Annotated in this window: 13 protein-coding genes; 12 read left to right on the top strand and 1 reads right to left on the bottom strand. The window is 59.9% G+C overall.

Annotated elements, in window-relative coordinates:
• The first annotated feature begins 1 nt into the window (after window position 1).
• From mraY to ACR3EG_RS14130, 3 genes are all read left to right on the top strand, one after another.
• Window positions 2-1,084: a phospho-N-acetylmuramoyl-pentapeptide-transferase gene (gene mraY / locus ACR3EG_RS14140; RefSeq protein ID WP_170753074.1), complete on the top strand. Its 1,083-nt coding sequence runs from the start codon at window positions 2-4 to the stop codon at window positions 1,082-1,084.
• Window positions 1,085-1,234: 150 nt separating this feature from the next.
• Complete coding sequence (gene murD, locus ACR3EG_RS14135; protein ID WP_480496924.1) at window positions 1,235-2,635, top strand: UDP-N-acetylmuramoyl-L-alanine--D-glutamate ligase; 1,401 nt, start codon at window positions 1,235-1,237, stop codon at window positions 2,633-2,635.
• Window positions 2,636-2,740: 105 nt separating this feature from the next.
• Window positions 2,741-3,115, top strand: a complete 375-nt coding sequence (locus ACR3EG_RS14130; RefSeq protein ID WP_480496925.1) for a glycine zipper family protein — start codon at window positions 2,741-2,743, stop codon at window positions 3,113-3,115.
• Here the strand turns inward: ACR3EG_RS14130 and ACR3EG_RS14125 are convergent.
• A complete protein-coding gene (locus tag ACR3EG_RS14125) occupies window positions 3,112-4,290 on the bottom strand; it encodes a BaiN/RdsA family NAD(P)/FAD-dependent oxidoreductase (RefSeq protein ID WP_480496963.1) in 1,179 nt (392 codons plus the stop codon). The two genes, ACR3EG_RS14130 and ACR3EG_RS14125, sit on opposite strands and share 4 nt — an antisense overlap.
• Window positions 4,291-4,440: 150 nt before the next feature.
• On the opposite strand from ACR3EG_RS14125, the gene ACR3EG_RS14120 reads away from it, so the two are divergent.
• The 9 genes from ACR3EG_RS14120 (at window position 4,441) to ACR3EG_RS14080 (ending at window position 12,139) form a co-directional block, all read left to right on the top strand.
• Window positions 4,441-4,776 (top strand): cupin domain-containing protein, encoded by a 336-nt coding sequence (locus tag ACR3EG_RS14120; RefSeq protein WP_209195094.1) that lies wholly within the window; start codon window positions 4,441-4,443, stop codon window positions 4,774-4,776.
• Window positions 4,777-4,913: 137 nt separating this feature from the next.
• On the top strand, window positions 4,914-6,077 hold the full coding sequence (gene ftsW / locus ACR3EG_RS14115) for a putative lipid II flippase FtsW (RefSeq protein WP_170753068.1): 1,164 nt from the start codon (window positions 4,914-4,916) through the stop codon (window positions 6,075-6,077).
• Window positions 6,077-7,174: a UDP-N-acetylglucosamine--N-acetylmuramyl-(pentapeptide) pyrophosphoryl-undecaprenol N-acetylglucosamine transferase gene (locus ACR3EG_RS14110; protein ID WP_480496926.1), complete on the top strand. Its 1,098-nt coding sequence runs from the start codon at window positions 6,077-6,079 to the stop codon at window positions 7,172-7,174. The genes ftsW and ACR3EG_RS14110 overlap by 1 nt, the downstream gene beginning before the upstream one ends.
• A complete protein-coding gene (gene murC, locus ACR3EG_RS14105) occupies window positions 7,171-8,580 on the top strand; it encodes a UDP-N-acetylmuramate--L-alanine ligase (RefSeq protein WP_480496927.1) in 1,410 nt (469 codons plus the stop codon). The genes ACR3EG_RS14110 and murC overlap by 4 nt, the downstream gene beginning before the upstream one ends.
• Before the next feature lie 72 nt (window positions 8,581-8,652).
• On the top strand, window positions 8,653-8,901 hold the full coding sequence (locus tag ACR3EG_RS14100; RefSeq protein ID WP_170352557.1) for a DUF2484 family protein: 249 nt from the start codon (window positions 8,653-8,655) through the stop codon (window positions 8,899-8,901).
• Entirely contained in the window at window positions 8,898-9,152 is a 255-nt protein-coding gene (locus tag ACR3EG_RS14095) for a DUF2484 family protein (protein WP_170352558.1), read from the top strand. Before ACR3EG_RS14100 ends, ACR3EG_RS14095 begins: the two co-directional genes overlap by 4 nt.
• 45 nt (window positions 9,153-9,197) lie before the next feature.
• Window positions 9,198-10,124: a UDP-N-acetylmuramate dehydrogenase gene (murB, locus tag ACR3EG_RS14090; RefSeq protein WP_480496928.1), complete on the top strand. Its 927-nt coding sequence runs from the start codon at window positions 9,198-9,200 to the stop codon at window positions 10,122-10,124.
• 102 nt (window positions 10,125-10,226) lie between these two features.
• Entirely contained in the window at window positions 10,227-11,150 is a 924-nt protein-coding gene (locus tag ACR3EG_RS14085; protein WP_480496929.1) for a D-alanine--D-alanine ligase, read from the top strand.
• A complete protein-coding gene (locus tag ACR3EG_RS14080; protein WP_480496930.1) occupies window positions 11,138-12,139 on the top strand; it encodes a cell division protein FtsQ/DivIB in 1,002 nt (333 codons plus the stop codon). Before ACR3EG_RS14085 ends, ACR3EG_RS14080 begins: the two co-directional genes overlap by 13 nt.
• Window positions 12,140-12,143: the final 4 nt, after the last annotated feature.

Below are 12,143 nucleotides of genomic sequence, written 5' to 3'. Positions count from 1 at the left end.
AATGCTTTATTGGTTGACCAACCTGTCCGATGGCGGGGATTTCTTTAACCTCTTTCGCTATATCACCTTCCGCGCGGGCGGTGCCTTTATGACGGCGCTGATTTTCGGGTTCCTGTTTGGCAAACCGCTGATCAATGTGCTGCGCCGCAAGCAGGGCAAAGGTCAGCCGATCCGAGATGACGGGCCCGAGGGGCATTTTTCAAAAGCGGGAACGCCGACGATGGGGGGGCTGCTGATCGTGGGCGCTCTGGTCACGTCGACGCTGGTTTGGGCGCGGTGGGACAACCCCTATGTCTGGATGGTCTTGTTCGTGACGCTGGGCTATGCGGCGATTGGCTTTGCGGATGACTACGCAAAAGTGTCCAAACAGAACACTAAGGGCGTGTCGGGCAAGATGCGTTTGGCTTTGGGCGTGTTGATCGCAGTGCTCGCTTCGGTCTGGGCAACACTGCACCACCCCGAGGCGTTGCAGAACCAACTGGCGGTGCCTGTGTTCAAGGATACGCTGGTCAATTTGGGTATTTTCTATGTCCCGTTCGCGATTGTTGTAATTGTTGGCGCTGCGAATGCTGTGAATCTGACCGATGGGCTGGACGGTTTGGCGATCATGCCTGCGATGATCGCGGCCTCGACTTTGGGTGTGATTGCCTATGCGGTTGGGCGGGTCGACTTTACCGAGTATCTGGATGTGCATTACGTGCCAGGGACTGGCGAGATTTTCATCTTTACATCGGCCTTGTTTGGCGCAGGGCTTGGGTTCCTGTGGTACAATGCACCCCCGGCTGCGGTGTTCATGGGCGATACTGGATCATTGGCTTTGGGCGGTGCCTTGGGAGCCATCGCGGTAGCGACCAAGCACGAACTGGTGCTGGCCGTGGTCGGCGGCCTGTTCGTCGTTGAAGCCCTGAGTGTTATCATTCAGGTTCTGTATTTCAAACGCACCGGACGGCGGGTGTTCCTGATGGCGCCAATCCACCATCACTATGAGAAAAAGGGCTGGGCTGAGCCCACCATCGTGATCCGGTTTTGGATCATTTCGCTGATCCTGGCGATGATCGGGTTGGCGACACTTAAGGTCCGGTAACGCTCCCGCCAGGCTCGGAGGGCCTGCGGCCCGCCTGCCACCTGTTGGGCCCGGCTCGCGCTGACGCGCGAGCTTTTTGCGTCTCTTGCCAAGGCTTGTGTCTTCTGCGCAGGGTGGCCGCGACATGTACGACAGAACAAGGTGGGCAGGATGATCCCGGTCAAAGGGTTTTCGGGGCAGAAAGTAGCGGTGCTTGGGCTTGGTCGCTCGGGTCTGGCCACGGCGCGTGCGCTTAGGGCAGGCAAGGCACAAGCCGTCTGTTGGGATGACAATCCCGCTGCCCGCGAAAAAGCCGAGGCCGAGGGGTTTGCCTGTGCCGATTTGCGCCGCCAAGGGGCGTTCGATCAGATCGCTGCGCTGATCGTCTCGCCCGGTATCCCTCATCTCTACCCTGTACCAAATCCCGTCGTCGCAGCCGCGCTTGATGTCGGCGTGCCAGTCGACAATGATATCGGGCTGTTTTTTCGATCGTTTGCGGGCCCCGAGTGGGATAATTTCGACACACCCCCACGTGTTATTGCGGTCACGGGCTCTAACGGAAAATCAACCACGGCGGCATTGATCCATCACATTCTGACCGAGGCAGGCCGAGAGGCCCAGTTGGCCGGAAACATTGGGCGTGGGGTTCTGGATATTGAACCCGGTCGGGATGCTTCAGTCGTCGTGCTGGAGCTGTCGAGCTATCAGACCGAACTGGCGCGAGCGTTAACGCCGGATATCGCGGTGTTTACCAATCTGTCTCCGGATCATCTGGATCGGCACGGGGGTATGGGCGGCTACTTTGCCGCCAAACGTCGCCTGTTTGCCGAAGGTGGCCCGGACCGGGCAGTGATTGGCGTCGACGAAAATGAAGGCGCGTTTTTGGCCGGGCAATTGGCAGAAGGCCCAACGGATGACCGGGTGATCCGGATCTCGGTTGCCCGAAAACTGACGGGACCCGGGTGGCAGGTTTTTGCCCGCAAAGGGTTCTTGTCCGAATACCGCAAAGGTCGACAAGCAGGCGCGATTGACTTGCGCAACATCAAAGGGCTGCCGGGCGCGCACAACCATCAAAACGCCTGCGCTGCTTACGCGGCATGTCGCGCGCTTGGGCTGGCCCCGCGCTTGATTGAGGATGCGTTGCACAGCTATCCCGGTCTGCCACACCGCAGTCAGATCATCGCCGAAGCGAATGGGGTGACCTTTGTGAATGATTCGAAGGCCACCAATGTAGACAGCGCGCTCAAGGCGCTAAGTGCGTTTAAGAAGGTCCGGTGGATCTGCGGCGGCCTTGAGAAGGAAGGCGGTTTGTCTGCCTTGAACACAGCCTGCGAACAAGTCGTCAAAGCCTACGTCATTGGGCGGGAGGCCGCCGGTTTCGCCATGCAGCTCGAGGTGGAGGCGCAGGTCTGTACCACAATGGCCGAGGCCGTCGCGCAGGCTGTGGCGGATGCGGCGCCGGGGGACACAGTTTTGCTGGCCCCAGCTGCGGCCAGTTTCGATCAATATGACAACTTCGAGCAACGCGGAGAGGATTTCGCAGCGCAGGTTCGTCTGAACCTTTCGCTTTAGAAATTTGCAATAGATTGCCGGTTGGGCCAAGCTGCGGTGCTATGTGCTTGACGCCCATAACTAATTGGTCTTGCTTGCCTGTAAATTCAACACGAGGTTATCATTATGACTTACCGTACGTTTTCTCTGGTCCTGCCTGCGCTTTTGGTGGCCGGGGCCTGCACAAACACTGGTGCGAATTATCAGCCCGTCGTCGATGGGCCGGTCGGCCCGAATTACAACGTCGACCTACAACAATGCCAACAGCTGGCAGCTTCGCAGGCTTCGGTTGATGGGACTACGGCCGGTAACGCGGCAATCGGGGCGGCGGGGGCCGCGGCAGTTACCGGGATCGTTCAGGACAGCAGCGACAATCTGGGGCGCGCCGCAGTCGCAGGTGCGCTGGTAGGTGCCGGTGCCGACGTGATAAACAAAAACCAGAACAAGGAAGTTCTCGTGCGCAACTGTATGCGCGGCCGTGGCTATAACGTCGTAGGCTAACCTGCAGCTATGGCGGTTCCGGCGGCATGGCCCGAGGACCACGCCCACTGGAAATTGTAGCCACCCAGCCAGCCGGTGACATCCACCGCTTCGCCAATCGCATAGAGGCCGGGGACATCCCTGGCCTCCATCGTTTTGGACGACAATTCATCCGTGTTGATCCCGCCCAAAGTAACCTCGGCGGTGCGATACCCTTCGGTGCCAGAGGGGGTGAGGGACCAGTTGGACAGCGCCGTCACCAAATCGTTCAGGGCGGCGTCGGACTGGTCGGCCAGATTACCGCGCATTGGTATTTGGTGTTTCAGGTAGTCGACCAGCCGCGCAGGCAGGTGCCGTGCCAGTTCGGTGGTCAGGGCCTTGCGCCCTCCGGCCTGACGCTGATCGCGCAGCAGGTCGAACAGGGGCAGGTCGGGGATCAGGTTCGCGCGGATCGCCTCACCTTCATGCCAGTACGACGACAGTTGCAGCACCGATGGCCCGCTAAGTCCGCGATGGGTGAACAATAGCGCTTCGTCGAAGCTGGTGCGATCGTTTGACAGGCGGGCGGGCAAGGACACACCCGAAAGCTCCTTGAACCGGCTGTCCGAAAAGGTGAATGGCACCAGCGCCGCGCGCGTATCCGTCACGCCCAGGCCGAATTTCTGCGCGATGTCATAGGCCAGCCCGGTCGCGCCCATCTTGGGGATCGACTTGCCGCCCGTGGCCAGCACCAGATTTCGGCAAATCAGGTTTTGGCGCTGGCCTTCGCGCTCGACCTCGATCGCAAAGCCGTATTCGGTTTTGCGCAGATCACGTACCGAGGTTTGCAGCCAGAGTTCAGCCCCGGCGCGGGTCATCTCGTCCAACAGCATCTGGACAATCTGCTTCGAAGACCCGTCGCAGAACAATTGCCCCAGAGTTTTCTCATGCCACGCGATTCCGTGACGCCCGACCAGATCGATAAAATCCCATTGCGTGTATCGCGCCAGTGCGGATTTGCAGAAATGTGGGTTTTGCGACAGGAAATTTCCGGGGCCCGCATACATATTGGTAAAGTTGCAGCGCCCTCCGCCTGAGATGCGGATTTTCTCTCCGGCTGCTTTGGCATGATCGATCACCAGAGCGCGCCCGCCGCAGTGGGAGGCACACATCATACCGGCTGCACCGGCACCTAGGATGATCGTATCAAAGGTCATGGACGAGGGGATGGCGCGGATCGCGTCGGAACGCAAGAGCATGCCGTCGTCTAGCTCAAGGTGTGCTGGTAAGTGGGCAATCCCGATTGCCAGCCGCTGAAAGCACTGCCATCCTGCGGCGATAGTTCACCCGAGGAGAAGGAACAATTCATGCATTACCCGGACTTCATAACGGCCTTTCCGAAACTGGACGTTCCTTTCCCTGAAGATGTGGTGCAGACGGCTGTCATTCGCTCGGACGCAGGTCTGGTGGCGTTCTTCACTTTTCTGAAGGATATGGAGCTTCCGCTTCATTCGCATGGTGCGCAATGGGGCACGGTCGTTGAAGGTGAGATTGCACTGACGATCGGAGACCAGACGAAAACTTACCGTCCGGGCGACAGCTACTCGATCCCGGCGGGGGTCGAACACGGAGGCCAGATCAAGGCTGGTACGCGCGTGATTGATGTCTTTGAGGAACCGGACCGGTACCCAATAAAAGCGTGAGGCGTTATTTAAACTCTGGGGCTGATCGAATTCCGCTTATGCCCCTCATTTCCCTAGCCCCAAGGCCAAAATCGCTGTAGAGTCTCAATCAGACCCCGAAAACGGGGCGTGAACGAGGCAGATAGTGGCGGTATCTCATGACTGAGATGGTGTATGGCGCGGTCCGGGACACGCGCGGCGAACCGATTCTACCAAAGTGGTGGCGCACGATTGATCGCTGGACCATGTCCTGCGTGCTGATCCTGTTTGTCATCGGCTTGCTACTGGGGCTGGCTTCATCGCCGCCTTTGGCCGGGCGCAACGGGTTTGATCCCTTTCATTATGTCGAGCGGCAGGCGCTGTTTGGCGGGCTGGCGCTGGTGGCAATGCTGCTGACCTCAATGATGTCGCCCACATTGGTGCGGCGTTTGGCGGTGCTGGGCTTTCTGGGCGCGTTTGTGGCGCTGGCCTTTCTGCCGGTCTTCGGCACCGATTTCGGCAAGGGTGCGGTGCGGTGGTATTCCTTGGGATTTGCCTCGCTGCAACCCTCAGAGTTTCTAAAACCCGGCTTTATCGTTGTGGCCGCGTGGCTTCTGGCCGCGTCGCAAGAAATTAATGGCCCTCCGGGGCGGTTGTGGTCTTTTGCGCTGTGCATGGCGATTGTGGCGATGCTGGTGCTGCAACCTGATTTTGGGCAGGCCTGTCTGATCCTGTTTGGCTGGGGCGTGATGTATTTCGTGGCCGGTGCGCCGATGCTGTTGCTAGTCGGCATGGCCGGGGCCGTTGTGCTGGGCGGGATGTTCGCCTATTCCAATTCCGAACACTTTGCTCGTCGCATTGACGGATTCCTCAACCAAGAGGTCGATCCGACCACGCAGCTAGGCTATGCCACCAACGCCATCCGCGAAGGCGGGCTGTTCGGCGTCGGAGTAGGTGAGGGGCAGGTGAAGTGGTCTTTGCCCGATGCTCATACCGATTTCATCATCGCCGTCGCGGCCGAGGAATACGGGCTGATTCTGGTGCTGATCATCATCGCGCTCTACTCGCTGATCGTGGTGCGTTCGCTGCTGCGGCTGATGAAGGAACGGGACATGTTCATCCGTCTGGCCGGAACCGGTCTGGCCTGTATGTTCGGCGTTCAGGCGATGATCAACATGGGCGTCGCGGTGCGTTTGCTGCCCGCCAAGGGTATGACGCTGCCGTTCGTCAGCTATGGCGGCTCGTCTCTGATTGCGGGCGGTATCGCAGTTGGCATGTTGCTGGCGTTCACCCGCACCCGACCACAGGGCGAGTTGGGCGATATTCTGCGCGGACGGGGTTGATGAACAAACCGTACCTATTGATTGCGGCTGGCGGCACCGGGGGCCACATGTTCCCGGCGCAGGCGCTGGCCGAGGCGATGCTGCAGAAAGGCTGGCGCGTGCGCCTGTCCACTGATGCGCGCGGTGCGCGCTATACCGGCGGCTTTCCGCATTCGACCGAGATTGTCGAGGCGACATCGGCCACTTTCGCGCGCGGCGGACTGGCGGCCAAGGCGATGGTCGGCCCCAAGATCGCGGGGGGCGTGACAAGTATGGCAATGCAGATGATGCGCGACCGGCCCAATGTGGTGGTTGGGTTCGGAGGCTACCCTTCGATCCCGGCGCTGGGTGCGGCGACGCTGTTGAACATTCCACGCATGATCCATGAACAGAACGGTGTGCTGGGCCGCGTGAACCAACTGTTTGCCAAGCGCGTAGCGCAGGTGGCCTGTGGCGTCTGGCCCACGGATTTGCCCGACGGCGCAAAGGGTGTCCATACTGGCAACCCGGTGCGCGGTGCGGTGTTGGAACGTGCCGCAGCAGGCTATATCCCGCCTGGAGACTACCCAATGTCAGTTCTGGTGATGGGTGGCAGTCAGGGCGCACGCATCCTCAGTGATGTGGTGCCCGGTGCGCTTGCGGCCTTGCCCGATGGTCTGCGCGACCATATCCGCGTGGCCCATCAGGCCCGCGATGAAGATGGTGAACGTGTCACCGCCTTTTACGCTGACCATGGCATCCGGGCCGAGGTTCTGCCCTTTTTCGATGATGTCCCTCGGCGCATGTCCGATGCGCAGCTGGTGATCAGCCGCTCGGGCGCGTCTAGTGTCGCCGATATCTCGGTCATCGGGCGGCCCTCGATCCTTGTCCCCTTTGCCGCCGCTGCGGGCGACCATCAAACCGCTAATGCGCGCGGGCTGGTGCAGGCGGGTGGCGCGATCATGATCCCGGAAAACCTGCTTGACGTTGCCGCGCTGACCGAGCAAATCACCGCCGTTCTGACAAACCCCGAGGCCGCACAAAAGATGGCCCGTGCCGCCCTATCGACCGGAGCCCCGGACGCGACCGAGCGCTTGGTTCACCTTGTCGAAGAGCTGGCGCAGAAGGAGACCCCATGAATCCAGCCACCAAACTGCCGCAAGACGTAGGGCCGATCCATTTCGTTGGTATCGGCGGGATCGGGATGTCGGGCATTGCCGAGGTGCTGCTGAACTTGGGCTACCGGGTGCAGGGCTCGGACCTGAAAGCCTCTAAGATCACCGACCGTCTGGCTGGTCTAGGGGCCGAGATTTTCGTGGGCCAGCGCGCCGAAAACCTTGAAAACGCAGCCGTTGTTGTGGTGTCTACCGCGATCAAGCCGGGTAACCCGGAACTGGATGGCGCCCGCGCGCAGGGCCTGCCGGTGGTACGCCGGGCCGATATGCTGGCCGAGCTGATGCGCCTGAAATCCAACATCGCCATCGCCGGAACTCATGGCAAGACCACCACGACCACCATGATGGCCGAGCTTATGGTGGCGGGCGATTTCGACCCCACCGTGATAAATGGCGGCATCATCCATGCTTATGGGTCCAACGCGCGGATGGGGCAGGGTGAATGGATGGTGGTCGAGGCAGACGAATCCGACGGCTCGTTCAACCGCCTGCCTGCGACGATTGCCATCGTCACCAATATCGACCCAGAGCATATGGAGCATTGGGGTGATTTCGACCGGCTGCGGGATGGGTTTTACGAGTTCGTCTCGAACCTGCCCTTCTACGGTCTGGCAGTGTGCTGTACCGACCATGCCGAAGTGCAGACGCTGGTGGGCCGCATCAGCGACCGCCGGGTGCGCACCTACGGGTTCAACGCGCAGGCCGATGTGCGGGCCGTGAACCTGACTTATAAGGGCGGTGTCGCGCATTTCGATGTCCACCTGCAATACGAAGACACGGTGATCGAGGGCTGCACGCTGCCTATGCCCGGCGACCACAATGTCTCGAACACTTTGTCCGCCGTCGCTGTGGCCCGCCATCTGGGCATGAAAACCGCTGAAATCCGCGAGGCGCTGGCCAATTTCGGTGGCGTAAACCGCCGCTTTACCAAGGTCGGCGAGGTCGATGGCGTTACCATCATCGACGATTACGGCCACCACCCGGTTGAGATTGCCGCCGTGCTAAAAGCCGCTCGTCAGGCGACCGAGGGTCGCGTGATCGCCGTGCATCAGCCGCACCGCTACTCGCGTCTGGCCAATTTGTTTGACGATTTCTGCACCTGTTTCAACGATGCCGACGTGGTTGCCATCGCTGATATCTTCGCCGCCGGAGAAGACCCGATCGAGGGCGCATCCCGCGATGATCTGGTGCAGGGCCTGATCCGCCACGGTCATCGTCACGCCCGTGCTCTGCTGGATGAAAACGATCTGGAGCGTCTGGTCCGCGAACAAGCCCGTCCTGGTGACATGGTTGTTTGCCTCGGGGCCGGGACAATCAGCGCCTGGGCCAACGGTTTGCCCGACCGTTTGCAACGTAAACAAGCTGTGTGACGCAGGGAACCAACTTGACGCTCGACTGATTTGAGCGTTTGCAGCCGCGAAACAACGTCCTCGGAGGGGCGCATGGTAAATTCAGTGGTGTTTGCGGGGCTGTGGGTCATTGCCTCGACCATCGTGGCGATGTTGCCGATGCGTCTGCAGTTTCCGCCAGGCGTGGTGCTGTTTGTCAGTGCACCCGCGCTGATCGTCTGGTTGGGTCATGACTTTGGCTGGTTCATTTCGGTGCTGGCCTTTGCCGCTTTTGCATCCATGTTCCGCAACCCGATCCGTCACTACTGGCGCCGTTGGACCGGGCAGGAGGTTCAGGAATGAATTGGTCAATCGCTCTGGCTGCGTTGTGGGGTATCGCCGCGAATGTGCTGGCGATGATCCCCAGCAAAGACAACCACTGGACCCGCGCCTATGTCCTGATCGCGGTGGGGATTCCGATATTGGGCTATGTCACCCTGCAGAACGGCCCCTGGATCGGACTGCTGGTGCTGGCGATGGGTATGTCCGTGCTGCGCTGGCCGGTGATCTATCTGGGGCGGTGGGTGCGTCGGATGCTTGGTTCGGCTCAGTGACAGTTACGGCTTGCGCGGAGGAAGTAAATCCGCGAAGGAACCGGAATGACATCTCTTCCTGAACCCCGTGGCAAACTGACCCAGAACCGAGCGTTGAACGACCTGACATGGCTTCGTGTCGGCGGTCCGGCGGATTATTTGTTCCAACCTGCAGATATTGACGACCTGAAAGCGTTTCTGCGCGACCTGCCCGAAGATTTCGACGTTTTCCCCATGGGTGTCGGATCAAACCTGATTGTTCGTGATGGTGGCTTGCGCGCCGTGGTGATCCGGCTGGGGCGCGGGTTCAACGGGATCGAGGTCGCAGGCAACACCGTCACAGCGGGTGCCGCGGCGCTGGATGCGCATGTGGCGCGCAAAGCGGCAGATGCAGGAGTAGATCTTACGTTTTTGCGAACCATTCCGGGCTCGGTCGGTGGGGCGGTGCGGATGAACGCGGGCTGCTATGGCAGCTACACGGCGGATGTATTGCGCAAAGCCACCATAGTCACGCGCCAGGGTGAGGTCGTGGGCATGACACCGCAGGACCTGAACTTCCGCTATCGTCAATCGGATTTGCCCGACGGGGCGGTGCTGATCTCGGCCACGTTCGAGGGGCCCGCGGGTGATCCACAAGCGCTGCATGACCGGATGGCGGCGCAATTGCAAAAACGCGATGAAACCCAACCCACCAAAGACCGCAGCGCAGGTTCGACCTTTCGCAACCCGGCCGGGTTTTCCTCGACCGGACGGGCAGATGACGTGCATGATCTGAAGGCGTGGAAAGTGATTGACGATGCCGGAATGCGCGGGGCCACCAAGGGTGGCGCGCAGATGAGTCAGAAGCACTCGAATTTCCTGATCAACACTGGCGGTGCCACTGCCGCTGACCTTGAAGGTCTGGGTGAAGAGGTGCGAAAAAAGGTTTACGAAACAAGCGGCATCACGCTAGAATGGGAAATCATGCGGGTCGGTGACCCGTTGAAGGAATAAAGCCCTAACCGTCAGACCAAAACAGGCAAATTCAGGCGACGGATCAAAGGCATAAACGCAGTACGGACCACCGCATAAGGTCCGGGGACATTGAGGCGCTAAGTGGGTAAGTCGAGCAGGACACACCCCAAAGTGGCGGTATTGATGGGCGGCCCCTCGGCGGAACGCGAGGTGTCACTCAGCTCTGGGCGCGAATGCGCAGCCGCCCTTAAGGGAGAAGGCTTTGAAGTGGTCGAACTGGACGCAGGTCCCGACCTCTATGCGCGTCTTTTGGACATCAAACCGGATGTGGTTTTCAACGCTCTGCATGGGCGCTGGGGGGAAGATGGCTGTGTGCAGGGCCTGCTGGAGTGGATGCGCATTCCGTACACGCATTCTGGCGTGCTGGCCTCGGCTTTGGCGATGGACAAACAGCGCAGCAAAGAGGTGTTCGCCGCCGAAGGTTTGCCTGTTGTTCCCAGCGTGATCGTGCCCAAGCCCGATGTATCCGCCGCACATGTGATGGATCCGCCCTATGTGGCCAAGCCCAATAACGAAGGGTCCAGTGTCGGGATCTATATCGTCCACGAAGGCTCGAACGGGCCACCGCAACTGTCCGACGACATGCCAGATTACGTGATGGTCGAGAAATACGTGGCCGGGCGCGAGTTGACCGTGACCGTGATGGGCGATCGCGCTCTGACCGTGACCGAGATCATGACTGATGGCGGATGGTATGACTATGATGCCAAATACAAGCCCGGCGGCTCGTGGCATGTCCTTCCTGCCGACATCCCGCAGGATATTTTTGATCGCTGCATGGAATATGCGCTGAAAGCCCATAACGCATTGGGCTGTCGCGGTGTGACCCGTACTGATTATCGTTGGGATGACAGCATGGGCGCAGATGGTCTGTTTTTGTTGGAGACCAATACCCAGCCCGGAATGACACCGACCTCATTGGTGCCCGAGCAAGCGGAACATTGCGGTATGACCTTTGGCCAGCTGTGTGCCTGGATGGTGGAGGACGCCTCATGCGACCGTTAAAGGCCACGCGCGCACCTGTCATTCATCGGTCCAAGCCATTGGCGGGTCCGGATGCCGATTTCGCGTCAGGCGAACGCCACGAAACAGAACCAAAACTGCGGTTGGGCGGCGTGAAACTGTTCGGCCGCAAATCGCAGCGGTTCGACCCGGCTCCGTCGCGTCTCAGCTACCGAATACAACGTTGGATGCTTACGCCTGGCATACGCCGCGGTCTGAAATATGGGTTGCCCATCCTGGCCATTTGCGCGGCTACGGGGCTGTATTTTAGTGCAGAGGACCGGCGAGAGGCGGTTGTGGCTTATGTCAATGACATCAAGACCTCGATCCAGCAAAGACCGGAATTCATGGTTAACTTGATGGCGATTGATGGCGCAGGGCCGAACCTCTCGGAAGACATTCGCGAGGTTGTGCCACTGGATTTCCCGATCAGCTCCTGGGATCTGGACGCCGAACAAATCCGCGACACGATTACAGGTCTTGATCCTGTCAAATCTGCGACGGTTCGGATTCGCCCCGGTGGAATTCTTCAGGTTGATGTTGTTGAACGCCAACCCGTAGTGGTCTGGCGCACGCGCAGTGGAACCGAGTTGCTGGACGAAACCGGCGCGCATGTTGAGCGTGTCGCCTCCCGCAAGGACCACGCGACTCTGCCGCTTATTGCAGGAAAGGGCGCGGACGAACATGTCGCTGAGGCACTGCAACTACTGACAACAGCGCGCAGCCTTGGGGCGCGTGTGCGGGGTCTTGTTCGAATTGGCGAACGCCGCTGGGATCTGGTTCTTGACCGAGGTCAGCGCATCATGCTGCCAACCGATCGGCCCGTGCGCGCACTGGAACGCGTCTTGGCGGTTAATGAGGTGCAGGACCTGTTGGAACGTGACGTGGCCGTTGTGGATATGCGGCTCGGACAACGTCCAACCATAAGAATGACCAAAGCTGCCAGCGAAGACTGGTGGAGTACAAAAACAGACGTGAGTAGCAGGCAGTAACGAC

Source organism: Ruegeria sp. AM7 (genome assembly GCF_056535965.1).
This window is presented reverse-complemented; position numbering and strand designations above follow the sequence as displayed.

Excerpts from the sequence above, each read along its gene's own strand:
- mraY (WP_170753074.1), top strand. The coding sequence starts at position 2 with ATGCTTTATTGGTTGACCAACCTGTCCGATGGCGGGGATTTCTTTAAC.
- murD (WP_480496924.1), top strand. The coding sequence starts at position 1,235 with ATGATCCCGGTCAAAGGGTTTTCGGGGCAGAAAGTAGCGGTGCTTGGG.
- ACR3EG_RS14130 (WP_480496925.1), top strand. The coding sequence starts at position 2,741 with ATGACTTACCGTACGTTTTCTCTGGTCCTGCCTGCGCTTTTGGTGGCC.
- ACR3EG_RS14125 (WP_480496963.1), bottom strand. The coding sequence starts at position 4,290 with ATGACCTTTGATACGATCATCCTAGGTGCCGGTGCAGCCGGTATGATG.
- ACR3EG_RS14120 (WP_209195094.1), top strand. The coding sequence starts at position 4,441 with ATGCATTACCCGGACTTCATAACGGCCTTTCCGAAACTGGACGTTCCT.
- ftsW (WP_170753068.1), top strand. The coding sequence starts at position 4,914 with ATGACTGAGATGGTGTATGGCGCGGTCCGGGACACGCGCGGCGAACCG.
- ACR3EG_RS14110 (WP_480496926.1), top strand. The coding sequence starts at position 6,077 with ATGAACAAACCGTACCTATTGATTGCGGCTGGCGGCACCGGGGGCCAC.
- murC (WP_480496927.1), top strand. The coding sequence starts at position 7,171 with ATGAATCCAGCCACCAAACTGCCGCAAGACGTAGGGCCGATCCATTTC.
- ACR3EG_RS14100 (WP_170352557.1), top strand. The coding sequence starts at position 8,653 with ATGGTAAATTCAGTGGTGTTTGCGGGGCTGTGGGTCATTGCCTCGACC.
- ACR3EG_RS14095 (WP_170352558.1), top strand. The coding sequence starts at position 8,898 with ATGAATTGGTCAATCGCTCTGGCTGCGTTGTGGGGTATCGCCGCGAAT.
- murB (WP_480496928.1), top strand. The coding sequence starts at position 9,198 with ATGACATCTCTTCCTGAACCCCGTGGCAAACTGACCCAGAACCGAGCG.
- ACR3EG_RS14080 (WP_480496930.1), top strand. The coding sequence starts at position 11,138 with ATGCGACCGTTAAAGGCCACGCGCGCACCTGTCATTCATCGGTCCAAG.